At 48.2% G+C, this 24,894-nt stretch carries 16 protein-coding genes and 1 other RNA gene; 16 read left to right on the top strand and 1 reads right to left on the bottom strand.

The genetic code is table 11. The features are described from left to right. Positions 1-30 precede the first annotated feature (30 nt). The 14 genes from AOV_RS03050 (at position 31) to rpmB (ending at position 17,331) form a co-directional block, all read left to right on the top strand. On the top strand, positions 31-1,890 hold the full coding sequence (locus AOV_RS03050) for an Rne/Rng family ribonuclease (protein WP_075139086.1): 1,860 nt from the start codon (positions 31-33) through the stop codon (positions 1,888-1,890). Between the two features lie 212 nt (positions 1,891-2,102). Continuing rightward, positions 2,103-4,028, top strand: coding sequence for a molecular chaperone DnaK (gene dnaK / locus AOV_RS03045; RefSeq protein WP_075139505.1), 1,926 nt, complete (start codon positions 2,103-2,105; stop codon positions 4,026-4,028). Between the two features lie 44 nt (positions 4,029-4,072). After that, positions 4,073-4,230: non-coding RNA, 6S RNA (ssrS, locus tag AOV_RS03040), on the top strand. Positions 4,231-4,258: 28 nt separating this feature from the next. Then, the gene (locus tag AOV_RS03035) at positions 4,259-4,735 is read left to right on the top strand and encodes a type II toxin-antitoxin system RatA family toxin (protein WP_075139085.1); all 477 of its coding nucleotides are present in this window, start codon (positions 4,259-4,261) and stop codon (positions 4,733-4,735) included. Between the two features lie 73 nt (positions 4,736-4,808). After that, positions 4,809-6,359: a proton-conducting transporter transmembrane domain-containing protein gene (locus AOV_RS03030; RefSeq protein WP_075139084.1), complete on the top strand. Its 1,551-nt coding sequence runs from the start codon at positions 4,809-4,811 to the stop codon at positions 6,357-6,359. After that, positions 6,352-7,707 carry a signal recognition particle protein gene (ffh, locus tag AOV_RS03025; protein ID WP_075139083.1) on the top strand — a complete coding sequence of 452 codons (1,356 nt, stop codon included), beginning with the start codon at positions 6,352-6,354 and terminating at the stop codon, positions 7,705-7,707. The genes AOV_RS03030 and ffh overlap by 8 nt, the downstream gene beginning before the upstream one ends. A gap of 94 nt (positions 7,708-7,801) precedes the next feature. Beyond that, positions 7,802-8,695, top strand: a complete 894-nt coding sequence (era, locus tag AOV_RS03020) for a GTPase Era (protein ID WP_075139082.1) — start codon at positions 7,802-7,804, stop codon at positions 8,693-8,695. Further along, the gene (locus AOV_RS03015) at positions 8,689-9,531 is read left to right on the top strand and encodes a 3'-5' exonuclease (protein ID WP_075139081.1); all 843 of its coding nucleotides are present in this window, start codon (positions 8,689-8,691) and stop codon (positions 9,529-9,531) included. The genes era and AOV_RS03015 overlap by 7 nt, the downstream gene beginning before the upstream one ends. Positions 9,532-9,923: 392 nt before the next feature. Next, the gene (locus AOV_RS03010; RefSeq protein WP_075139080.1) at positions 9,924-10,451 is read left to right on the top strand and encodes a retropepsin-like aspartic protease family protein; all 528 of its coding nucleotides are present in this window, start codon (positions 9,924-9,926) and stop codon (positions 10,449-10,451) included. A 127-nt stretch (positions 10,452-10,578) separates the two neighbouring features. Continuing rightward, complete coding sequence (locus tag AOV_RS03005; RefSeq protein WP_075139079.1) at positions 10,579-12,291, top strand: aminopeptidase P family protein; 1,713 nt, start codon at positions 10,579-10,581, stop codon at positions 12,289-12,291. Positions 12,292-12,482: 191 nt separating this feature from the next. Then, positions 12,483-13,184, top strand: a complete 702-nt coding sequence (locus AOV_RS03000; RefSeq protein ID WP_233497238.1) for a uroporphyrinogen-III synthase — start codon at positions 12,483-12,485, stop codon at positions 13,182-13,184. Positions 13,185-13,304: 120 nt separating this feature from the next. Then, positions 13,305-14,237: a gamma-glutamyl-gamma-aminobutyrate hydrolase family protein gene (locus AOV_RS02995; protein ID WP_075139504.1), complete on the top strand. Its 933-nt coding sequence runs from the start codon at positions 13,305-13,307 to the stop codon at positions 14,235-14,237. Between the two features lie 205 nt (positions 14,238-14,442). Continuing rightward, complete coding sequence (gene priA / locus AOV_RS02990) at positions 14,443-16,431, top strand: replication restart helicase PriA (protein ID WP_075139077.1); 1,989 nt, start codon at positions 14,443-14,445, stop codon at positions 16,429-16,431. A gap of 588 nt (positions 16,432-17,019) precedes the next feature. Next, positions 17,020-17,331: a 50S ribosomal protein L28 gene (gene rpmB, locus AOV_RS02985; RefSeq protein WP_075139503.1), complete on the top strand. Its 312-nt coding sequence runs from the start codon at positions 17,020-17,022 to the stop codon at positions 17,329-17,331. Here the strand turns inward: rpmB and AOV_RS02980 are convergent. Then, positions 17,328-18,317 (bottom strand): RluA family pseudouridine synthase, encoded by a 990-nt coding sequence (locus AOV_RS02980; protein WP_075139076.1) that lies wholly within the window; start codon positions 18,315-18,317, stop codon positions 17,328-17,330. The two genes, rpmB and AOV_RS02980, sit on opposite strands and share 4 nt — an antisense overlap. A 370-nt stretch (positions 18,318-18,687) precedes the next feature. On the opposite strand from AOV_RS02980, the gene AOV_RS02975 reads away from it, so the two are divergent. Beyond that, a complete protein-coding gene (locus tag AOV_RS02975; protein WP_075139075.1) occupies positions 18,688-20,664 on the top strand; it encodes an acetyl-CoA carboxylase biotin carboxylase subunit in 1,977 nt (658 codons plus the stop codon). 103 nt (positions 20,665-20,767) lie between these two features. Beyond that, complete coding sequence (locus tag AOV_RS02970) at positions 20,768-24,841, top strand: hypothetical protein (RefSeq protein ID WP_233497237.1); 4,074 nt, start codon at positions 20,768-20,770, stop codon at positions 24,839-24,841. Positions 24,842-24,894: the final 53 nt, after the last annotated feature.

The following is a 24,894-nucleotide window of genomic DNA, read 5'->3' as shown; positions in this document are numbered from 1 at the left end:
GGAGTGTTTTATGAATTGGTGTGAGGTTCTGTGTCTAATGATAACAGCGGGAAGAGGATATTGGTTGATGCCGCGTATGTTGATGAGATAAGAGTTGCGGTACTTGATGACGGTAAGGTAGTTGAGTTTGATCAGGAGTTAAAAGACAGAAAGCAGCTGCGTGGCAACATATACTACGCGGTCGTAAAGCGCATAGAGCCCTCCTTGCAGGCTGTGTTCATAGAATATGGGATAAGCAAACATGGGTTTTTGCCGTTCTCTGAAATTTCGGTTGAGCACTACCAGCTGCCCGTAGAGGAGAAAGAAGCTCTTCTGCAAAACATGTACGGCGATGGTCAGGAGCACGAGGGGTTTGCTGAGGACGATGGGGCTGCCGCGCCGTTGCCCGATGATGGCCCTGTGGATGCCTGTAAGCCCCCATTGGATGATCGTTCTGGTAAGAATACAGCCTCCAAAACCGGCAGGTCGAAGTCTTCGTTACACAAGTTGTACAAGATTCAGGATGTTGTAAAGGTGGACCAGAAACTTATGGTCCAGATCATAAAGGAAGAGCGAGGGAACAAGTGTGCAACCTTTTCCACGTACGTTGCGCTTGCGGGTAGGTATTGTATCTTTATGCCGAATGCAGGCAATAAGAATAGTGGAATATCGCGGCGTATTGAAGATTGTGATGACCGGAAGAATCTGAAGGAAGTACTCAATTCTATAAAGCTTCCAAAGGAATCTGGGGTCATAATCAGAACAGCTGGTAGCAATAGAAGCCAAAAGGAGATAGAGCAGGATTTGTCTTACCTACAATCTACGTGGCAGGAGATACGCGACAACTGCGAGAAAATGGAACCTCCTGCGCTTCTGTATGTTGAGGCTAACATAATCAAGAGAGCGCTTAGGGATTTTTGTGATGAGACAATCCACGATGTGGTTGTTTCGGGCAGTAGGGCGTTCAGCCTTGTGAAAGAGTACGCGAAATCCATGTTTAGGAACAAACTACGGGTTCGGATGTACAAAGGCAGCGTGCCAATTTTTACTCATTACAGGATTGACGCACAAATACTTGAGTTGTACAGCGACAAGATTTTCCTTCCATCTGGGGGATATATAGTCATAACCCCGACCGAGGCGCTGGTCTCCATAGACGTCAACTCTGGCAAGATGACCGGCGAAGACAGTATAGAAGAGACTGCGTACAAAACCAATATGGAGGCTGTCAAAGAAATTGCGCGGCAAGTGAATTTGCGTGGGCTATCTGGCCTAATAGTCATTGACTTCATAGATATGCTCAGATACAGGTACTGCAGGGCTGTTGAATCTGAGGTTAGGGAGGCATTTAAGAACGATAAGGCGAAAGTGCAGTTCGGGTACATAAGCGCCTTTGGTCTAATGGAAATTTCCAGACAGCGGGTCAAGCAAAGCATACTAGATACCAGTACGGTCCAATGCTCTCATTGTAGAGGCGTTGGCAGAGTTAGATCGCTTGAGTCCGTTGCTGCAGACATACTTAGAGATGTGCGGTACTTCGCCCATAAAAATCGCGAAAAGATAATTTCGGTTTTAGCTGACCACGGGGTTTTGACCTACCTATTTAATTACAAGCGTAAGCATATTTGGGCTATAGAAAGCGAATTCAAGGTTCTCATAAGGCTGGGCGTAAGCGAGAATCCAGGTGCTACGGGTTTCAGCATTCACGCGGAGAAGGGGTATAGCACGGCTCTAAGTGAAGAGCTTATGGGGCCGCCTGAAACCCAGCCGGGACTCGCAGAAAGTAAAGCAGGAAGCGCCGAGGTTGCAAATGTGCAAGAAACTACTCAAGCAGCGTTCGTTGCGGCCAAAAAGCCTGACGAAACTTGGATCAAGAAATGGCTGTCTCGCATGTTTGCAGACATACGCTAGAGTATGTACCAGTTTTTTCTACTGAGTCCCATTACAGTGCCACAAAATGTGCTGTCCTCGCTGGTTGCGTCGCATAACAATCAAGCTGTGTGCCCGGGCCGGGCTCTCGTATATTTTTTATCTTGCCGGAGGGGTAGGGGTTGTAATTTAGGACTTTGGTTACTATATCTACCGTATCTGGTTTTTTAAAGTATTGTTTAGTGGGGGTGATCATGGCGGCTGAGCGTATCATAGGCATAGATCTAGGTACTACGAATTCTTGCGTTGCTGTTATGGAGGCAGGTACCGCGAAAGTTATCGAAAACAGTGAAGGCTCAAGAACTACTCCGTCGGTTGTTGCCTTTACAGAAAACGAGCGGCTTGTGGGTGAGCTTGCTAAGCGTCAGGCGAACATCAATGCTCAAAATACGATATACGCTAGCAAGAGAATAATAGGTCGTAGATACGACGATATGCGGGACGTCAAGTGTTCTTACGAAGTATTTCCAGCAAAAAATGGGGATGCGTGGATACGGGCTAGGGGTGAGGGATACTCCCCAGTGCAGATTGGCGCGTTTGTTCTGGAAAAGATCAAAGAGACCGCAGAGAGGTATTTCGGGGCCCCGGTAAAAAAGGCCGTAATTACTGTTCCTGCGTATTTTAACGATGCACAACGTCAAGCCACTAAAGATGCCGGGACAATTGCCGGTCTGGATGTTGTGAGAATTATTAATGAGCCCACTGCTGCTGCGTTAGCCTACGGTTTGGATAAGGGCGACAGGCAGAGAACAATTGTTGTGTACGACCTTGGTGGTGGAACTTTTGATGTTTCCGTGCTTGAGATCGCTGAGGGTGTATTTGAAGTAAAAGCCACAAATGGTGACACCAAGTTGGGTGGTGAGGACTTTGACAACGCCGTTATGGAACACATGATGGAGAGTTTCAAACAAGAAACTGGAATAGACCTGCACAATGACCCAATGGCTGTTCAGAGGATCAAAGAAGCCGCAGAGAAGGCCAAGATTGAGCTTTCTAGTAGGCTAGAGACAGATATAACTTTGCCTTTCATATCCAGCGATAGTACAGGTGCAAAGCACCTTAGCCTGAAACTTACGAGAGCCAAATTTGAAGGGCTGGTAAGCGAGCTGATTGAACGTACCATAGAGCCGTGCAAGAAGGCGTTGGATGACGCAGGGATTAAAGACACCGGCAAGATAGATGAGGTGGTGCTAGTCGGTGGGATGACTAGAATGCCCAAGGTAATCCAGAGAGTTAAAGATTTCTTTGGAGGGAAGGAACCCTGCAAAGGGGTGAATCCTGACGAGGTAGTGGCAATTGGTGCTGCTATACAGGGTGGGATACTTACAGGTGATGTGAGAGATGTCTTGTTGTTGGATGTCGCTCCGCTATCGCTTGGTATAGAAACCTTGGGTGGCGTTTTCACTCCTCTTATTGAGCGTAACACCACAATTCCTACTAAGAAATCCCAGGTGTTCTCCACCGCGGAGGATGGGCAAACTGCGGTCACCATCAAGGTTTACCAGGGTGAGCGGAAAATGGCTGTAGACAACAAGCTGCTTGGTCAGTTCAGCCTGGAGGGGATTCCTTCAGCGCCTCGGGGTATTCCACAGATTGAAGTAACGTTTGACATAGACGCCAACGGTATAGTGCACGTTTCTGCAAAGGATAAAGCTTCTGGGAAGGAGCAGACCATCAAGATACAATCCTCTGGTGGGCTGAGTGAGGAGGAAATCAAGAAGATGGTCCAAGATGCCCAAGACAGAGCTGAAGAAGATGAGAAGCGCAAGAAGCACGTGGAGCTTAAGAACAGCTCTGAGGCTCTAATACATTCCACTGAGAAGTCCCTTAATGACTATGGGGACAAGATTTCCAGTGCTGATAAGTCTAACATCGAGACTGCAATAAAGGAGCTCAGGGAGTGCTTGAGCAGTGATGACAGTAATAGTGACGCTGTTCAGCAAAAGTATGATGCCCTAATGCAGCTGTCCATGAAGTTGGGTGAGGCGGCATATTCTACTCAGAAAGACTCGGGTGCTTCCGCTGATAGTGCTGCAAGCGAAGCTTCTGGGAATCCGGAGGAGAGGGTGGTAGATTCGGAATACCAGGAAATCAAAAAGGATGACGAAGACAAGAAGTAGGTATTTATATATTGATCTGTCTTACTTGTTCTGTATAATACCCGGGGGTTCTGCGTTGTACGTGTAGGTTGGAAGTTCCTCGAGCCCGTTTTGTTCTTGAAGGGGGCCGTCACTGTCAACCCGAAGGCGGTTGTTATATGGCACCCACCTTAGCTTTAGTCTCAGGACACTAATAAAGCATTGCGGCAAAGGCGGATCCCCCACTCTTCAATGAGTTGCACCCGGTGTGTATGCCTGCGTGGGGGAATCGGTTAGTTGGGGAAGAGGTTCTGGCATTTGCTGCAGAGAAGTTATTCTCCATCGTGTTGGATGTAGAGCGATATCCGGAATTCCTTCCCTGGTGCAAAGATGTGAGGGTGATAAGTCGTGATGGCTCCTCCTTAGTTGCCGAGGTAGTTGCGGGTTTTCTCTCACTCAAGGGTGGGTACACCTCGCACGTTTCGTTTTGCTCTCCTATAGGTAACCAGCAAGGCTGGGTTAAGGTGCGCTCCACTGACGGTGTATTCAGGCTTTTGCAAAGCGAATGGCGTTTTTTACCAATGGGGAACGAAAAAACGCTGGTCAAGTTTCGTATAAATTTTTCTTTCAGGCAAAAGGTACTTCAGGTCACCTTTGATGTTGCGGCGGATGTTGCCAAACACCGGATCATGCGCGCATTTCGTGCAAGAGCCTACGAATTGTTTGGGGCTGAGAAGTTAGGACGTTAATCTCACCAACCAATACCGAGCTTGTTTGTGCGAGCCTGTGTATGTATATAGGTAGAGCTGGTTGGGAGTTGTCATGTACGGAGTTCTATCGGCTGCCGGGGTGTATGGGTTTTTTGCGGGTGGAACTGATGCCGCGTTGCCCGTTCTGTGGCGGGATGCGCTTGGACTGTCACACGCTTTGCAGTCCGCAATGCCTCTCTTTCTGTCGTTTTCCCTGGCCTTGCTGGCGATATTGCTGCAGTCATGTGGAAATATGCGCTCGCGAGAGGTGTTATGCTGCCTGCTGTATTATGCAAGTAGCACATTTGTGCTTTCGCTTTCTGACCCCACCTTTATTGCTGTTGGGTTCGAATTTATGGCGCTCTTCGCGCTCCTCCTCATTGCGTATGGATGTCCTGCCAGTAATATCGGGGCATTTCTTCACTACGCGTCTGTGCACTTTGTTTCAGGGGTACTCCTCCTTGTAGGTGCATGCGAATTTGCCCAGGCAGGCCAATTTACCGGGCTATCAAAGGCGTTTTATATGGCTGGTCTTCTGATAAATGCTGCATCGTTTCCTGCATCATCTTGGGTTTCACATACGTATCCAATGTCCTCCAGGTTTGGAATTATGGTGTTGTCCGCATTTACGACCAAAGTTGCCGCCTGCGTCCTGCTAAGAATGTTTTCTGGTGATCCAGTGCTGCTATATGCGGGCATGATGACCGCTATATACGGTGCAATTTTTGCTTGGCTGGAACGGGATATTAGGAAAGCCATGTCATATAACGTTGTCGGGCAGGTGGGACTGATGCTGATCGCCATAGGGTTTAACAGTGTTTCCTATGGGGTGTTAATGGCGTACATGGCGCTTTCCGTGCTTTACCAGACACTTTTGTTTATGGTAGCAGACGCGATTACAGTAGGCAGTGCGGAGCACAGAAAGGGCGGCCTGTATGCCGTTTATTTGTCAATTGTGGCCTGTGTAGTTGCTGTATTGAACATGGGTGCCTTTCCTGGGAGTGCCGGGTTTATAGTGAAATCATTAGTGCTGCATAGCGCGGGAACCGCCGGACTTTTTGGCGTGATATCAAAACAGGTCTTTTTGGTCTGTAGCCTCCTATTGTTTGCTGGCGTAGGGTTGAGATTGGTGTGGCTTTCAAGCTCCCAGCTGCGCGTTAGTCATAATGGGTCCTCATCAGTTGGCAGATATCTTCTTGGGGGCCCCATGGCTTTCTTGGTGCTATTGTTGGTAGTTTTGGGCATGTTTCACAAACAGGTTCTCTCCTTTACGGGGGAGCGGTTTGTATACACTCCGAAAGATGTGGCCGTTCAGATTGCAGCCATTTCTGTTACGGTGCTATGTTTTATTGTATCGCTGCGCAAAAAACTGCTAGGCAGGTGCGAGTTTAGCGTGGATATTGACTGGATTTATAGGCGCTTTCTTCCCAAGGTGATTTCTGGGTTTTGGAATTTTGTGTTATACCTATGTAACGTACTTTCCGAAAAGGTGTGTGTTCCCGAATACGATGATAAGGGTCACGCTTGGGTATCGGCGTTGCGCCAGAGGATGGAGGCGGCAGACGCTGCATTGCTTCTGTGTATGCTGGTTATTGGGGTTGTGTTGGTGTTAGTTTATGTTTGATTCTTTAGCCAAGGGAATTGCTTCCGCGGTACAAAAACTGGGTGGTAGGCGCGAAATATCTGATAAAGACTTTGATCTTGTCTTGGAAGATGTGACGCAGGCCCTTCTGGATGCTGACGTTAACCTCGTGGTTGTGGAGCAGTTTATAGGGGATGTAAAAAGCAAGATAGTTGGGGGCGAGGTAATCAAAGGGGTCCTGCCTGAGCAGATGATTATCAAGCTTATGGAGGAATGCCTAATAGAAGTTCTGGGCAACGAGAAAAGTGAGCTTGATCTAGGCGGGAAGGCGCCGATTGCTATCATGATGGTCGGGTTGCAGGGTGTTGGTAAGACCACAAACGCGGTGAAGGTCGCCTTCAAACTGAAGAAGAGTGAGAAAAAGGTCTTGGTTGTGTCCCTGGATGTGTACAGGCCAGCAGCCCAGGAACAACTTGGAATTTTGGCACAAGGAGTAGGTATAGACAGCCTCCCCATTGTTGAGGGTGAGCTACCGCTGAATATAGCCAAAAGAGCTATGAAGGAGGCAAAACTTGGTGGATATGATGTTGTCATAGTCGATACTGCGGGTAGATTGCACATAGACCAAGAGATGATAGGGGAGCTTCAGCTCATCAAAAAGGAGATCTTGCCCAACGAGACTATACTGGTTGTAGACTGCATGATGGGGCAAGATGCAGTTGAGGTTGTTCGTGGATTCCATGACAAACTTAACCTGACCGGTACAATCTTTACCAGGGCTGATGGGGATTCGCGCGGGGGTGCCATACTATCTATGAAGATGGTGTCAGGGTGCCCCATAAAGTTTATGTCTACGGGGGAAAAGCCCGAAGATTTGGACGACTTTTACCCAGATAGGGTCGCACGCCGGATTTTAAACATGGGTGACGTTGCCTCCCTTGTTGAAAAAGCGGTTGAGGCTGTGGGTAGGGAGACTATACGTGACCTACAGGACAAGGCCAGCAAGGGGAAATTTGACCTTGATGATTTGGTAGTTCAGCTGAAAGCCCTAAATAGGATGGGGGGAATTGCCAGCATTATGAAGTTTATTCCCGCGTTTGGGAATGATGTAAAACGCAAGGTTGCAGGGATCGTTGACGATAGCAGGGTAGACAAGTATATTGCCATCATAAACTCTATGACTAAGCTAGAGAGGGCTAACCCCAAGATATTAAACGGCGCGCGCAAAACCAGAATAGCAAAGGGTGCTGGGGTTAAAGTTGACGTAGTTAATGCGCTACTGAAGCAGTACAACCAGATGAGCTCTATGATAGGCAAATTCAGCCAGTTGAAGGCAAGCAAGCTTAAAGATACAGACGTCATGTCCTTCCTGCAACGCAAGGGTATGTGATGTGTGCTTTAAGTGTTGCTGCGTCTTTCTGTCATTCTCTGCCGTGCCAGTGAGGCGGCGCGTGGCCAAAATAGAGTGTGATATCTAGGTTTTTATGGTGGGGCGCGATTTGGAAAAATGTTCCCTAGTTGCTGTTGTGGGTGCAACCAATGCTGGTAAGTCCACCCTTATCAATGAATTGGTGGGGTTTAAAGCCTCAATAGTAACTCCGAAAGTCCATACAACGCGGGTGCGAATGAATGCAGTACGCAACGATGGGAATGTCCAGCTGGTGTTCACAGATACCCCTGGTGTTTTTGCGCCGAAAACTGTTCTGGAAAAATTTTTGGTAAAAAACGCATGGATGTCTATAAGAGGTGCGGACATCGTGGTTTTAGTACTTGAAGCCAGGAACTATCTGTGTGGCCAAGTTGCCAGGGTGATTGCCAAGGTTAAGCACTCACATATTCCTACTGTGGCTGTGCTGAATAAGACCGATCTTCTCCAGGAGTGTCGTATTCGCGAGATTTTAGCACACGTACGATCCATGCACGAATTTACTGGGGTCTTTGCGGTTTCAGCACTTCACGGTCTGGGTACGGAGGCGCTGTTAACGCACCTGCGCGAGTCTGCGGGTTACTGTCCGTGGTTGTATCCTGGTACTCAGCGTACTGACGCCACTGTAGAGTTTTTTGTAGCCGAAATTACTCGCGAAAAACTGTTTCTCGCTCTACGCCAGGAACTGCCATACTCACTGTCTGTGGTTACGGAAAAGTTTGAAGATAAAGGCCGTAGCGTCATAATTAAACAGGTTGTGTATGTAATCAAAGAAAGCCAAAAAACGATCGTTGTGGGGAAAAATGCCGCCCTCATAAAGAGCGTAAGCACGGTGGCAAGAGAGGAAATAGGGCAAATGCTGGGTAAAAAAGTGCACCTTTTTTTGTTTGTTAAAGTGCGCAAATTTTGGCAGGATCACCTGGATGAATGCGTCGGGTACACACAATGCTGAGTTCGTTATTGGTTTTTGACATCGAAACCGTACCAGATACTGACAGCTGTGATAATCTAGTAGGGAGGGTTGTTGACGGTGGTGTCACTGCCAAACGGGAGGCTATGGCTGATTACCATCTTGAAGTGACTAGTGGGCAAAATCAATTCCTACGCCAGCCGTTCCACAAGATAGTGACAATAAGCTTTCTTAGAGCAGATATACGACGCGACCTGGGGTGTGAGCACTTTACACTACGTGAAATACGCTCTGGGGGGACTGTGTCCTCCACAGAAAGAGAGCTAGTGCGCGGGCTTCTGGGCTACATTTCCACAATCAAGCCCCGAATTGTGACGTTCAACGGACGCACTTTTGACCTTCCTGTGATAAAATATCGGGCCATGGTGCACGGAATTCAAGCTGGATATTTGTATAATTCTGGCGATAAGTGGAATAACTATTTTCAGCGATATAGCACCGATTGGCACTGCGATTTGCTCGATTATCTCTCAGATTTTGGCACGTCTGCCAGGGTAAAAATGCATGAAGTGTGTTCTGTGCTGAATTTTCCAGGCAAAATAGGTATAGACGGTTCTGAAGTCATGCGTATGTACGACTGTGGGCAGTTGTCCGAAATTCGTGACTACTGCGAGTCTGACGTAATCAACACCTACCTTGTGTACCTCAGACTGATGCACCATCAGGGTAGGATGACATCAGACGGTTACAACGAATGCATCAAAGATTTGCTTGCGTATCTGCAAAGTAGCGGTAATAGGCACATGCTTGAATTTGTTGCGGAATGGGAAAAGGTTTGCGGTGGCCAGTTTTTTATGATGGGAGAAGGAGTTTCCTAAGCGGAACACGCGGCCTCTGTTGGGTTATTGCACGCGTGTTTAATAAGTTTTATCGTAGTTAGGTTACTATCGTGTACGTGCGTCTGCAGGAGACCACATGGACGTATTGCATGGCAATGTCTAGCATGCCTGTGCAGAGCTGTAATATGAAGTCAGTAGGCCTTTATACGTCGCCCTAGTAGACATCAACTCAGTTTTGGGTCAGAATCGTGCGTTATAGCCAGAGCTACAGCGCCTTTTTTCCAGGTTGTTGCTTGTTGAGTGGTTGCATGCCTGACTCCGGGTGTGGCGGGTACGTACGCCGTTTTCTACAATATCCGTGCAATTCTGGAGCTTACATTGCAGGTTTTTACTGTGCTATCGAAGACCGATATGTCTGTTTATAGTTTGCCATGATGCGGGGTGTTTTTACCATGAGATTCGCGAAGTATATAGCTTTTTGGGTTGGGCTTATATCGGTAATTGCCTTCCTGTACGACGGAGTGTATAAGCCACCGTTTGGCGGTTTTGGTAGCACTGCAGCCGCTATAAGCGATGTACCTATCATAAAAGATGGGGGGGTTGCATTTCGCAAATCCAAGGATGGCCACTTTTATATACTTGCGGCTATCAATGGAGAGAATATAACATTCCTTGTGGATACAGGTGCGACAGATGTTGTACTGTCTGAAAAGGACGCGCAAAAGATAGGCGCGCACATGAGGCCGGTGCAGCAATCCAAAACCTACCATACGGCAAATGGGGCAATAAAGGCCACTTATTTTCAGATACCAGAAATCAGAATAGGAACGCTGGTTGCAAGAAATGTAGGTGCCAGCATTAGCACATCTGAGCTGAGAACGTCTCTATTGGGAATGAGTTTTCTGAAGCATTTTCACTTTACAATGCGGAATGACGAACTATTGCTTTCCCCAAGCTGAAATCTAAACGTACCAAGGCAAATTTTGCACACGTGCCACGCTGTGTGGGGGACTGTTCGTGCATGATTACGCTGGCGAAGATGCCTAGGTTTTGCTATAAGCTTAGGGCACTCTTTGCGGGTACGGTATGGACGCAAAACTCCGGAAGTTATTGCCCCTCATGGATGAGCAGGGCCTTGATGCGCTTCTGTTGCACCATGTTGATGAATATCAATCTGGGTGGGTGCATGAAAGCAGGCAAAGAGTAAAATGGTTGTGCGGCTTTAGTGGGTCAAACGCCTTCCTGATAATTTGCAAAAAAGGCAAAAGTCAATTTTTTACCGACAGTAGATATATAGTACAATCCGCGCTAGAAGTGGATAAGGGTAGTTATGACGTTCATGACTTCCGTGATTTGACGCCTTTTGCATGGCTTGAAAAGCACATAGACGAGTATCCTGTTGTGGGCTATGAGGGGGAGCTATTTACGCTCAGCCAGGTGGGGAGGTACGCGAAATTTCTACCCAAGATGGTGCCGCATGTCATGCTAGACAAGCTTTGGAAGCGGCCCATGCAGATTCACCAGCGCATACAAGAACATCCAGTAGAGTTTGCTGGGCTTTCAAGCCGTGAGAAGCGCGCAGCCATTTCCCGTACTCTGCCCGCCAAGAGCGTCATGTTTATGACAGACGTAGATGCAATATCGTGGCTCTTAAATATACGCAACATGGCATTTACGCATACTCCGTCTGTTTTGGCGCGTGCGATCCTCCATAGTAACGGGAGCGTCGAGCTTTTTGTGGACGAGGAAGCTGATCAGGTACACATAAGTGACAAGGACGTACGCGTCTTTACTATGGATAAATTGCACGAGGCTTTAATGAGCGCGCACGGCATTGTGGTGGATGCATCCACGGTTCCAATGTCAATATTTGATGCAGTGCGAAGTAAGGTGGTGAAGGTCAGGGATGATGATCCTTGCACCTTACCCAGGGCCACGAAGAACGAAACCGAAATACGGGGAATGATCAAGGCTCACATCAGAGATGGGGCTGCCATGGCCAATTTTCTGTATTGGTTGCACACAGAACTTGCAAATTGCAGGGAAGTAACAGAGTTAGGAGCTGCGTTGAAAGTCCGTGAGTTCAGAGAAGCTCAAGAGCTATTTGCCGGAGAAAGCTTCGACGCGATTTCTGGTTTCGGGGGGGATGGTGCAATCGTCCACTATAGGGTAAACGAAAGAACAAACCAGGTACTGCGTGAAGGAGGGCTGTATCTACTGGATTCCGGTGGGCAATATTTGGATGGCACGACAGATATTACCAGAACTGTGGCGGTCGGTACTCCAAGTAGAGAACACATTGAGCGCTTCACTGATGTGCTAAAAGGGCACATTGCCCTGGCAAGGGCGGTTTTTCCCACCGGGACCTCGGGGGGAGACCTTGACGTACTAGCTCGCCAGTATTTGTGGAGCAAAAAGCTCAACTATGGGCACGGCACTGGGCACGGTGTTGGTAGCTTCCTATCTGTGCACGAAGGTCCACAGGCAATCTCACGCGGGAACCAAGTGGGCCTGCTGCCAGGTATGGTGCTCTCCAACGAGCCGGGCTACTACAAGGTTGGTGAATACGGCATTAGGATTGAAAACCTTATGTACGTTGAGGCGTGTGGCAAGGGATTTTGCAGATTTCAACAACTTACTCGTGTCCCGCTGGACAAAAACCTGATCGACTCCAAAATGCTCAGTCCTGAAGAGGCAAAGTATGTGAATGATTATCACAACTTCGTGTACAGCGAGTTAGCGCCCCACGTTACCGCGACGGTCAAAACTTGGCTACAAACAGCCTGCTCACCACTGTGATGTGTGCTGGCGCCCGCTCTTAGCGGCGTAGAATGCACATCAGGGTTGTCCCGGACGCAATTTTTGTGTATGTTCGCTGTTGTTTCCCACTTGGTTTTGGTGCGGAGCGTTGCGCGCAGTTTAAGTAGGGGGGGGGGAGCGTTGGTAGTCGAGGTTCGGTTTATTCTTACTATGGAAGGTTGCCCGTGGGCATGCTGGTGTTGACACGCGCCAGTGCAGATTCAGCAAAGTCCAGAGGAGTTCTGGAGAGATTGGGGTTTGACGTTTTTGTTGAGCCCATGTTTGAAGTCGTGCATCTGCGTACTGAGGCCCTGAGGCTACATTCGTATGGCGTTACTGTTGCTACTAGCAGGAATGGTGTCGATGTTATAGCCAAACTTACCGATGAACGCGATGCTTGCATCCTGACTGTGGGTGATAGCACCATGAGGCGTGCGACTGCCCTTGGGTTTACTAATGTGGTATCTGCGGGTGGCACTGTGCACGACATACTGTCTTGCCTAGGTGCGTACCAACGCGGAGCTAAGATACTGTACGCGAGAGGGGAGGAAGTTTCATGCGATTTACGCAGCGCTGCCGAGGAAATGGGCTTTGAAGTGGAGGAGGCCGTGCTCTACAAGGTTGTGGCTAGAAAGGATCTAAGCCCGCAGTGCTGCGATCTGCTCATGAATGGCGAGGTATCAGGTGTAGTGTTTTACTCAACTGGGACAGCCAAAATTTTTACCGAGTTATCCGGGCCGTACAGCAGGCTTCTGCGTAATGTTTGTGCGTATTCGATGAGCAATAGCGCTTTTCGCGTATTAAATGCGGGCGCATGGAGGCAGATACTCGTTTCTAGGCATCCCACAGAGGAGTCGTTGTTTAAGTTATTATTAGGCATTGAAGGATCATAAATGGTGTGTTATTAAGCGTGAAATCCAAAAATAGTTTGGAATGATCATAAGTTTGTTTGCACTCCCTCAGCCGTGTAGTGCTGAATTTAGTGGGTCTTATGTGTGTAGCGTATGTATGGTATGAAAAAATTTTCTCTAGGTAAATGCGCCTACATGGCGTTGTGTTGTTTCCTGATGGGGTGTATCTACACTTTTGAGTCTGCATACGGGCGTAGGGTAGGCACAATAGGTGTATTGTCCACTCAAAGTGTGACATATCCTCATGAGTACAATACTGCCGTGGGGATTACTGAGTTGCTCGTTAAATTGGGCGCGAAAAGTGTCACACTTTTGGATTATAACAAAATAGTAGAGGGTGCTGGTGGCACCAGTGCCGGCATGGCAGCAATAAAAGATAGCCTTGGCAGGTTTTTGCGGGAAAACGGTGTAGATAGGATTTTAATTCCTGGTAACTACTACAACGTGGTTTCTCCCCCGCTGCCACCAACTCCCAACCGTCAACTGGTTACGGACGCTATGGTTGGCCTAATAGATGATGGGGCTAACTTGCGGTTTCTGGCTATCTGTGGAGGGTTGCAAAATGTATTGCACTCGAAACGTATCAAGCTAAACAAGGTGCGGGATATTCTGGGCTCCGATAAAATGGCCGATTCTCATAATATTGCTGACCCAGACCCGAGGCTTCCTGGGGTTCCCCTGATGCGGGTGAAAGCCCTGCCGGGTACTAAGCTTGAAAGTATTGTGAGGAAGGTAAATGCGGGGGGAGATCTGGTATTCTACCTGCCCGATGCGCACAAGGAGGCTATAGACAACGCGCCGGAAAATATTAAAAAACTAAAGGCACTTGGCTACAAGATCGCTGCAGTATCTGAAGACGGCATCATAGAAGCACTTGAAGACAGAACGGGCAACATACTGATACAAATGCACCCAGAGTACATGCTGATGAATGCTGATAAAAAAACAGGTCGGCACCGCGCGGTTGACCGTGCTATTGCGGTGGCGCTCGCCATTATCACAGATTTCCTCGGGGGCGGTTCTGCTGGTGACTAGTGATACGTGATTTTACCTCTGCGCACAGGTCAGGATTTTCTATTCGGTGGTGTGAGGCTTTTGTACTGGCAGCTTGGCTGCCTGCAGGCCTGGAGAAATCATGTGTCTGCAGGGTGCAAACTTACTCAAAGCGCCTGCATTTATCACGGTAATTGGAAAATTGTGGCATAATATGCGGCTTGGTGTACTAGAATAATGCGAAGCTGTGACGGAGCCAATTATAGCGGAGGTTGCGCTACCTGTACCTGTGGATAGGTGTTTCTACTACTCCGTACGCGAAGGCATGGAACTTTCTGTAGGCGACTACGTGCGGGTCCCCTTTGGGAATAGGGTGGCAGTAGGCATAATCACTACCATGAGGAGAGGGCCTACCCCCGATATGGAGCTGAAAGACATTGGCGACAGAATTCCCCTCCCGCCGGTACAGCGGCCACTCATGGAGTTTCTGAAGTGGGTCAGCAATTATAACATCATGCCAATAGGTATGGTGCTAAAAATGGTGCTCGGCGGCGTCATTGCTGCAAAATCTTGCATGTTTGGTACGCAAGAGTACAAACGTTGTGTGCCAACCGGTGATGGTCATGGGCTGAGCGCATCTGCTGAGCTGTCAGGGGAGCAGCTAAAGGCCTGTGACCAAATAGTGGGAAGGCTTTCTGGATTTTCAGTAACCGTGTTGGATGGAAAGACTGGCTCCGGTAAGACCGAGGTTTATTGTACAGCAATAGCCAAGCTACTACACAGCTGCTTGGATGCTCAGATCCTAATCCTGCTGCCGGAAATAGTTTTGGCTACGCAGCTCATGAAGCGGGTGCATAACTATTTTGCGGGGTATAATCCAGTGGAGTGGCACTCCGGCCTTACAGCGAAAAAGCGTAGGGAAAATTGGCTGGCGATCACTTACGGAGCCTCATCGATAGTGGTGGGGGCGAGGTCTGCTCTGTTTCTGCCGTTCAAAAATTTGAAATTGATAGTCGTTGATGAAGAGCATGAGTCCTCTTTCAAGCAAGACTGTGGAATCATCTACAACGCGCGCGACATGTCTATCGTGCTAGCGAAACAATTAGGTGTGCCTGTGGTTCTGTGTTCGGCAACCCCGGCCTTGGAGACGATGCATAACGTTCACCAAGGCAAATACCATCATGTTGTGCTAAAGCAGAGATTTGGTGAAGCAGTAATGCCCGACATCGCAGTGGTTGATATGCGCAAGGATCAGTTGCTCAGAGAATGGCTTTCATCTGGACTGCACGACAAAATAGCTTCTACCCTCGCTAAGGGTAACCAGGCAATGTTGTTTTTAAATCGTCGCGGATATGCGAGATTGGTCTTGTGCAAAAAGTGCGGGTACAAAATAAGCTGCCCAAATTGTTGCACATGGCTGACCGAACATAAAAGGTTAGATGGCCTGCTGTGCCACTATTGTGCATACAGCTGCGCGGTGCCTCAGCAATGTCCGGACTGTACAAAACACAATACCATGACGCCGTATGGGGTGGGGGTTGAAAGAGTTGCTGAAGGCATAAAGGAGCTCGTTCCGAAGGCGAAAGTTGCAATAATCAGCAGTGACGTAAGTACCAAGCGAATTACCCGCGCAATAGAGCAAATTATGGAAGGCGAAGTGAACGTCATTGTAGGCACCCAGATTATAGCCAAAGGACACAACTTTCCTAAGCTGACCCTTGTTGGGGTCATAGATGCGGATTTGGGCATGGGAAACAGCGATTTGAGAGCAACTGAGAAAACCTATCAACTACTGCACCAGGTCTCTGGTCGCTCTGGCAGATTTGAAGAAAAAGGGGAGGTTGTGTTGCAAACACACGGCCCGGAGAGCCCAGTTATTCAGTCTTTGCTGTCTTGTGAGCGTGAGGATTTTTACAGTGCGGAGCTACACTCGCGCAAGGTTACCGACATGCCTCCGTACACGAGGCTTGTTGCCATAATAGTATCAGGCAAAGAGGAGTTTAGGGTTGTAGATGTGTCTAAAGATATCGTGGCGGACCTTTCAAGGCATATCACGGTTTGGGGGCCGGCTCCAGCCCCAATGAGCCTGGTAAACGGCGTGCACCGGTATAGGATGTTGATAAAAACTCGCAGTATCATGGCCGTGAGGAAGATCTTAGCAGAATGTCGGGATCGGTACACAAAACTTGGGAGAGTGAAAGTGGTGATAGACGTTGACCCAGTTAACTTCGCGTGAACGCTTCCTGCGAGCAGCTATCCACGTTGATTTATGTTGCAGACGTGAATCTAAATTCAGCATTTGAAAGCCGTTAGACGTGGATGAGTGCCTATTTTTGGTGCTCCTCTCATCATAAATCTGGAGTAGCGTCACCCGTAGTTTGAGCGTTTAAATATTTTTCTGTGGTGCCCATAAGGGTTGAAAATTATGGTGCTCTGCTGTCCTGTTCCGGCTGCAGTTTATTCACCCTACATTGGCGCCCTGTTCTGGCGATCTGGGTGTTTCGGGCCGCGATTCACTTATACCCACGGTTATGGCCAACTACGTATGTTTTACTTTAAGATGTAAATTATGCCCCATTTCTAGGGAAACTCCGGCCCGCAGGGCCTCTGTGCCTGTCTATTTAAAAGCGGCACACAGCGCGCACATATTTGGTTGTGCGACTGCGCACTGACAATTTTTGGGTGACGGAGCCCGGAGCAGCGAATACTTGGTGTGATAGATGTTCTGTTGCCATGAATGTTGGTCTGTATTCATGCTGTGGTTGACTATCGCTCATATCTTGGTACAATCGCGCAGGGTTGTTGTGTTTTTTCGGGGGTTCCTGTGAGTAGGGTTTGTGACGTTACTGGGCTTGCAAAGTCCTTTGGCAACAAGGTGTCGCACTCCAACCGTAAGACGAAGCGGTCTTATTTGGTGAATTTGCACAACGTGACTTTGGTTAGTGAGGTGCTTGGGCGAAAATTTAAGATGAAGATCGCTGCCCGTACCTTGCGGACTATAAACTACAAGGGTGGTTTTGACCTTTATCTGTTGAACACCGCTTCCAGGAAGCTCAGTGGCGAGGCGCAGAAGATAAAACGCAAGATAAAGGCTGCTGTTGCAGCTGGTAAGTCCTTGCAGTGCGGCGTGCTCTAAGCTCTGCTCTTTTCTGTTTTTCTTTCTAGGCTTGTTGTTTGTCGTAGCTCCGATATCAGTTGCTGTATGTCGTTGCCCGGTTCTGATGTGAACTCAATGTACTTCCCGGTAGATGGATGACGAAAGCCAAGTAGGGACGCGTGCAGGGCTTGTCTCCGGAAGTTTTTGACATCCTGCACCCCGCTCCTCATGCATTTTTTGCAGTTCTTACCATACTTCTGATCCCCTACTATGGAGTGCCCTATATGGCTCAGGTGTACCCTTATTTGATGCGTCCTTCCGGTATGGAGCGTACACCTAACTAAGCTTGCGACTTTCCCAAATTCCTGTTCAACTTTATATTCTGTTTTTGCTGGCTTCCCGCCGGATTTTGCGACTTCCATCATGGTTACGTCGGACCTTTTCACGCGGATGTTTGTGTGTATCGTACCATGCTTGGGGCAAGGTATACCCCAGGCTACTGCTAGGTACTCTTTCTTGAATTCTTGGTTGGCAAGTTCTTCGGAAAGCCTATAATAGGCGCTCTCAGTCTTCGCTGCGACCATGAGCCCACTGGTGTCCTTATCCAGTCTGTGTACGATGCCCGGCCTTGAGCTACTGCCGACAGATTGCAAACCGGCCCCGAAGCGGGCAAGCAGCGCATTTGTTATTGTGTAGTGTTCAATTCCATTTCCCGGATGGACGGCTATGTAGGGGTCTTTATCTATCACTATGATGTCATGGTCTTCATACACCACTTTAAGGTCAATATCGTAATTGGGTGATAAAGCACTTGGTCTTTGTGCGGCCGTAACTATCGTGTACACGTCACCTGTTTTTGCCAGGTAGCTGTTGTCGCTGATTACCTTCCCAAAAATTGTAACCTGCCCGCCGGCGATCAAATACTGCGCCTTGTTGCGTGATATATCCAATGCGCACGAGATAAATTTATCAATTCTTTGCTGGTCACCCTCTTGGGTGACGCATACTTCGTGTACGCATTTCATTCTAATTACTGGTTTTCTAACCATAGTATCTCCGTATATTGCCGAATGCAATTGCGATTCATCTTGGGTGCTTTGCAGAAGTGAGTATCCTGTATGCGCGACCGTATTAAAGCCTGCACTGGGCTACAGGTCCCAATTCGAGTGTGTGTATATCGCCCATGGATGGCTAATCTGGCTCATTTACAGTGGTGTGACGCGCCAGTGAACACGCTTCCCAGTGCAGATATGACCTCAGGTATTTTCTTCAAGTGTGCTAAAATGCGGGTGTGTTGCAAAAATATTGTTTTGCGGTAAGGTGGCTCGAATGTAGAATCGGTGCCACGTTGGGCTGTTTGCGGCCCTCTGAGTTTACGAGTTTTCTGTGGGCTGCATGATACGAAAGATTCTAATTGCAAATAGGGGAGAGATAGCGTGCAGAATAGTGCGGACTGCGCGCAAAATGGGCATAAAGTGTGTGTGCGTATACTCGGATGCGGACCGTGGTGCGCTGCATACTCTCTGTGCCGATGAAGCCGTGTATATAGGTCCGGGCCCAGCCAGCCAGAGCTACCTTGATATAGGTAAGATCTGTGCTGTGGCTGAGGATACCGGGGTGGATGCGGTGCACCCTGGTTATGGGTTTCTTGCTGAGAATGCAGAATTCCCAGACAGGCTGTCTGAGTGTGGTATAGGATTCATAGGTCCTGCTCCGTCTTCCATGCGCATGATGTCCGATAAAGTGGTGTCGAAGAGGGTTGCGCAAGATGCAGGTGTTGCTGTAGTTCCCGGATACATGGGTGTTGTAGAATCCCCCACTGATGCAAAAAACATTGCGGAGTCTATAGGATTTCCAGTCATGGTTAAAGCTGCTGCAGGCGGTGGGGGTAAAGGCATGCGAGTTGTGAAATCAGCCGAGGAAATGGAGCAGGCGTTTGTATCCGCTACCAACGAAGCATCCAAGAGTTTCAGTGATGGTAGAATTTTCATAGAAAAGTACGTGGAATTTCCCAGACACATAGAAGTACAAATAGTGGCTGATAAGCACGGCAATGTGGTATGTCTAGGGGAGAGGGAATGCTCTATACAGCGCAACAACCAAAAGGTAATAGAAGAAACTCCTAGTCCATTCCTTGACAAAAAGACGCGGCAAAGCATGTATGACCAGTGTGTGAGCCTTGCAAAGAGGGTGAACTATTTCTCGGTTGGTACAGTAGAGTTTGTCATTGATGCCGAGAAACGATTTTACTTTCTGGAAATGAACACCAGACTACAAGTGGAACATCCGGTTACAGAACTTGTAACTCGCATAGACCTTGTCGAGGAGATGATCAAGATTGCCGATGGTGGGCGGCTGAGCTTCTCCCAAAATGATGTGCGGTTTTCTGGGTCAGCAATAGAGGCCAGGATATATGCTGAGGACCCGAAAAAGGGCTTTTTACCTTCCAGCGGGCGTATAAAATATTATTCCGAACCTCCTGTTAGTGCAAACCTTCGGATAGACAGTGGAGTTATCGAAGGTGCGAATGTTAGCATGTTCTACGATCCCATGATTGCCAAGGTTTCATCTCACGGGGGGACCAGACAAAAGGCGATTAAGGTTATGCGGGAGGCTCTTAACAGGTTCTACATTGAAGGTGTGGCAAATAATATTGACTTCCTGCTTTCGGTATTTTGCAATTCTAATTTTATTTCCGGAAACATAAACACTGGGTTTGTTTCGCAATTTTATCGGTCTGGGTTCAAGGGTGATCCACTGACTCCCGAGATCGCAGAAATTTTGGCGTTTGCTGCGCTGCACATATATTTGGAAGATGAGTCTAGGAATTACGGCAAGGCGCTAGAGAGTGAAAAGCTGTCCGCACACGTGGGTGACTTTAAGTACAGGTTACATGTACGGTGTTCTGAAGGGAAAATTTTTGTTGCACTGGACCACAAAAAAGGAAGCATCGTACTATCCGGTACGTGGCATGGGAATTACAAAATGCTAGAAATACGTGTGGATGATGCTTCTCACTGGATTAAGGTCCGTGCAAGCTCAAGTCGGTATGTGCTGAAATACATGGCGGTTGAGGCGTTGTGTTCTGTACACAGAGCAAATGCAGACAGCCTGCTACAGTTCATGCCAGAAGTTACGGGTGATGGGGCATCTTCTGATGTTGTAGTTTCCCCAATAGCAGGAATGGTTGTAAACGTCTATGTGAAGTCTGGAGATGAAGTCAGTGTAGGGCAGCCATTGCTTGTGATTGAGGCTATGAAGATGGAAAATCTGATATGTTCGGAAGTTCAGGCAAGGGTTGCGGAAGTTTTGTGCACTAGTGGTGGAAGCGTTGTGGCAGGAGATGTTATTATCAAATTTGTAGGCAAATAGTTTCCTGATGGTCGGGCATTGCAGGTAGGTGTGGACCTGTTGCGGTGTGTACGTGTGTTAGCGGCAACCTTGCTTGCTTTGCTCATTGTTGGGGATAGTGTCAGTGTTGATAGGAAAGCCGAGGATAAGAAGTACCATAGGGTTTCTATCAAAGGCTGTAGCAAGGGTCGCTACCGATCCTCCAGTGCGCGACGGTGCTTTTCACTTCAAAGTTGACTGCAGACGTGACAATAGGCTTTTTGCTCTTCTCGCTGCGCTGCCGGGGGAAGTTTGCACGAGAACGCCAGAGGAGTGCTCTGTAAGGTTTCAGCGGTCAGACATTATAAGGTTCAGGGAAGCTGTACACAACCCAGTTAGGGCGGCAGCGCGTGGTGACGAGTATCACACCAGATTGGTGACATACTTGCTGCTGGAGGCGACTGATATATTCCAAGAATATGGGGCAAACCTATATTCACACATACATGACCGTTATATCCATGATATGCGCGCGGGTGGGGGCAAGTTCCAGCAGTGCATCAACTACATCAGGGGTACATATCCAGGCAGGCTGCCCGACGTGCTGTCTATGGGCTTGTACACCCAGCTTTGCTTTCCAAATCCCGCGCTACTGCAGGAACATTTTTCCTTTTTTGACGAGGAGTGGTGTTATGTGCTCAGACTCAAGACAGGCGCACAGGAAGCGATAGGGAGCCTTCTATTTGAAGCCGCGCTTATGAGATTGCGACGGCTTGATTGCGGTGAGGTGACACCAAACAACGACTCTGCTGAGGAGTGTCTTAGGAGATTTTTGGCATCAGCAACTTGTGGAATCAGAGCCCCGGTTGGGGATGATAGAACAATCAAGATTGCCTGCGAAGATTTTTTCATCATCGTGCAAGAAATCATTGGTGATAGCCTAGTCAAATCCCACATTGAGCGCCAACTTTGTCTGCGCCAGGAAAGGTGCATTGCCCGCGGGTTGCAGGAAAATTTCGATCGCGCCTGGTCACGCAGTGCATTAGGCCAGGATGCGGGCGGACACGCTGCTGTTGCAGAAATCAGACAAGCGATTCTGAGTTTGAAGCAAGTGCAGTCTCTGCTGGAGAACCCTTCCTTTTTTCAAAGGTTGAACCCACTGGGAGTGTTGCAAGCTCAGCAATATTTTAGAGGCATGAACGCGATTGTCGGAGCGATGATAACCTGTATGCGGGCAAATGAAGGGTCCTGGACTGAAGGGGCTTTTCTGTTTTTCTTGAGGGAGACCTGCGGACACATTACCGGTGATATTAGTCGCCTTCTATCCATCTACGACTTTTTCTCCACGGGACATACCATTTATAGAGATGCGATTGTGAGATTTACGCGCAGGGAAGTCTCAGAGATATCAGCGCATATAAACTGCTGGGTGTCACTATTTCGCGAGACAAGCCGCGCGCTTATTAGTGGAAGACATGATTCGTCAGAGCGCATAATTCAAAACCACCGATCTGCTGCTGGTGATACACCCGGGCTGGAGCCATTGCTTGACCCTGATACTATTTCGCGGCTCTTTTCACATTCGAGCAATGGCTTGCGGGAAGTAAACACCCGCCTCAGAAACGAATTGCTTTTCCGGCATTTAAAGTCTCACAAGTTGTGTGACTTCTTGTGCGAGTTTGAGTATGCCGACATGCGTGGGGAATGCGACAGACTCCTTGAAACAATTTTCAGCGATGGATGCACGAATGACGCGGTACTGGCACTTTTGCGGGAGATTGTCAGGGATTGTGGGTGTGAGCAGATTAAGGGCGTTAATTACAGTAGGGGTCTGAGTTTTGCGCAGTATGCTTATAAAATATCATGCTGGCTGCCATTTCACTCGTTTTGGCTGCCATGGGTAAACCCAGCACACTACAGAACCTTCTCAGGTTACGTAGGCAAAGGCATTAAGAGCAAGTTTTACGCCAAAAATATGATGGTGCCATTTACCGAGTTTTCCCGGACCATATGCCGTGGCTTGCACCTTGAAGATCTTGAATACAGGTTTGTGAAAAGTGACTACGAAGCGGAGATGTTGGGCAGGTCATTCAGGATGGAGCACAACATTCCAGGGTTTTTGGAGCGGGTCACGTTTCCCATAAGGAAGTGCAGATGGGTATGGTATCTGGTGCTGGGCCTGTTGATGATTCTATGCTCAGTAGTCGCAGTGATTGGGCAAATACTTGACCACTTTGGAATCATTCCCGGAGTGCTGGTTAGGGGAGCTCTAGACATATTCAGGTCAATGTTTGATATCACTGTGGCTATAGTAGGGCTAGATACCGTAGTGGAACGGTGCGTGTTTCTTGTTGTCAACATTGCTGGGCTGATCACCAGAGTGTTAGATTTTATCCTGCTGTGTGGTCTGATGTCCACTGTGACCAGGTTTATTTTTGGAAAACTTCATGACGCGTGTAATTTCCTGTTTGAAGCTCTTATTGGCGCCTGTGAGCATATAAGTCTGTACGGACTAAAAGATGCCTGTTGGCTGTTGATAGAAAAACTACTACACGGGAACGCAGAGCATACGAATGTTTTTGATACACCTGATAGCAATGTGCCAGAACAGATGCATGGGTGCGATGGTACCGAAGTTGGGCAGGTCATTGACCTACAAATGCTGTTGGAGACAATATTAATCAAGCGCCAGGATCTGCCAGACGCATTTAGGTCGCTATCCGCCACTGTTGGGGAGGAATTGTATGGATGCAAACCTGACATTAAGCTTATGCTTCATAGGTTTCGCGGGACTCTAGATTTACCCCAGAGTACGGTTTTTGATGGGAGCTATTTGAAACTACGAAAAGAGTTTTTCTTTTTGCTCAACAACTACCAAGAAGAGCTGAGCATCGTTGCTAGAACCGGTTCCAGTGCCGCGAATATACTTAATTCTTATGCTGCGAGAAGGGAGGTGTATGACAAAATTACTGCAGCGAATTTACAGACATTGCAGCTAATACATTGCAACCGTGACGCTCCTGCTGTGCGAGCAATAAGAAGCCGTAGGGATGCATGGGAAGTTATAAATACAGCACGCGACCAAGGAGAATCAATTACCCTGCGGGAGGTCAATGAAAAAATAGCGGCCTTGCGCTGGGCGATTTCTGCAATGGATTCGTACGATCTTACTGGTATCGTGATGCGACATGAAACCATAATTTCGGATACGAAAATCGAAAGGAGTTGCGTAATTGCCCTTATGGATTGTGTGATTACTTTGCAAGATTGGAAAAAAGCGCTCCTGGGGCGTGGAAATGTAAGCCGAGATTTGGTGCTGTGTGATATTAAAAGCAATTTTTCTTCGTACATCAGGGATGTCTGCTGCATACTTGGTGTGGCGGACCGTAGCGCGGCTGGACGGCACAACACTGTAAGCTACCGCAAGTTCCGTAATATAGTGTGCACAGATTTTCTCTTGCTAGAAACTCCTTCATCTGTGGCGGAGGATATGTCAAGTTTTGTGGGGTTAAGCCTGGGCACAAGGTCTTACTTCTCTGAGCTTGGGCGCGGGCTTGTAGACTTTGCAGCACACTGTCGCGAGTTAAAATACATGTTAGCGTCGCTCATGGTTTACCAAATGGCGCCGCTATTGGGCATTGAAGGTTTACAGTCATTGTTCGACCACTACTCCAGATTTGCTGAAAATGCCATGCGGCCGCTGGGCATTAAATCCGCGTATGACTTCTTTGCTGGAACTCATTATACTGAGCAGTTTTTGTCCTTCTTTTGGAGCAATGTTTTTTTCTGGGATATTGTAGTGGCCTCAGAGGGGTTCTTTCAAGCAGTGCTTCTATCCGAATCCTCAGAAGTATCAGAGATTTTCCGCACGATGGACCATCATATTTACCTGGAGTCATTTTTCCGCAGAAGTTATGCGCTCGATGAAGTAAAATCTGCGCTGAATGGTCTTGGGGATTTTGCTTGTACTATTTTGCAGATACACCAAGTTAGGGCTATGCTAAGAAGTGCAAAAGCTGCCAATAGGGTGCATGGTAGCCTGGAGAACTTTATGCAGCACGAGGAGACATCAGGCACTATCTGCCGTTGTAGCGAACACGCGCAGCAGCACCCAGGCCATGAAAGAAACGTCGGCACGTGTGACTCTAGTGGGATAAGTGCTTCACTACAGTGTACTGAAGTTGTGCGCGTGCCACGTGCTACGCCACGCTGTCTGTAGTATGACGCCCATTACGGCGTCAGTCCGGCGGTGACATGTGCATGTACTGAATG

Source organism: Anaplasma ovis str. Haibei (assembly GCF_002214625.1).
GTDB lineage: Bacteria > Pseudomonadota > Alphaproteobacteria > Rickettsiales > Anaplasmataceae > Anaplasma > Anaplasma ovis.
Note: the sequence above shows the minus strand (reverse complement) of the source record. Positions and strands in the feature narration are given on the sequence as shown.

Bases quoted from the DNA above. Each gene is read 5' to 3' on its own strand.
- dnaK (WP_075139505.1), top strand. From the start codon at position 2,103: ATGGCGGCTGAGCGTATCATAGGCATAGATCTAGGTACTACGAATTCT.
- AOV_RS03035 (WP_075139085.1), top strand. From the start codon at position 4,259: ATGCCTGCGTGGGGGAATCGGTTAGTTGGGGAAGAGGTTCTGGCATTT.
- AOV_RS03030 (WP_075139084.1), top strand. From the start codon at position 4,809: ATGTACGGAGTTCTATCGGCTGCCGGGGTGTATGGGTTTTTTGCGGGT.
- ffh (WP_075139083.1), top strand. From the start codon at position 6,352: ATGTTTGATTCTTTAGCCAAGGGAATTGCTTCCGCGGTACAAAAACTG.
- era (WP_075139082.1), top strand. From the start codon at position 7,802: ATGGTGGGGCGCGATTTGGAAAAATGTTCCCTAGTTGCTGTTGTGGGT.
- AOV_RS03015 (WP_075139081.1), top strand. From the start codon at position 8,689: ATGCTGAGTTCGTTATTGGTTTTTGACATCGAAACCGTACCAGATACT.
- AOV_RS03010 (WP_075139080.1), top strand. From the start codon at position 9,924: ATGATGCGGGGTGTTTTTACCATGAGATTCGCGAAGTATATAGCTTTT.
- AOV_RS03005 (WP_075139079.1), top strand. From the start codon at position 10,579: ATGGACGCAAAACTCCGGAAGTTATTGCCCCTCATGGATGAGCAGGGC.
- AOV_RS03000 (WP_233497238.1), top strand. From the start codon at position 12,483: ATGCTGGTGTTGACACGCGCCAGTGCAGATTCAGCAAAGTCCAGAGGA.
- AOV_RS02995 (WP_075139504.1), top strand. From the start codon at position 13,305: ATGAAAAAATTTTCTCTAGGTAAATGCGCCTACATGGCGTTGTGTTGT.
- AOV_RS02980 (WP_075139076.1), bottom strand. From the start codon at position 18,317: ATGAAATGCGTACACGAAGTATGCGTCACCCAAGAGGGTGACCAGCAA.
- AOV_RS02975 (WP_075139075.1), top strand. From the start codon at position 18,688: ATGATACGAAAGATTCTAATTGCAAATAGGGGAGAGATAGCGTGCAGA.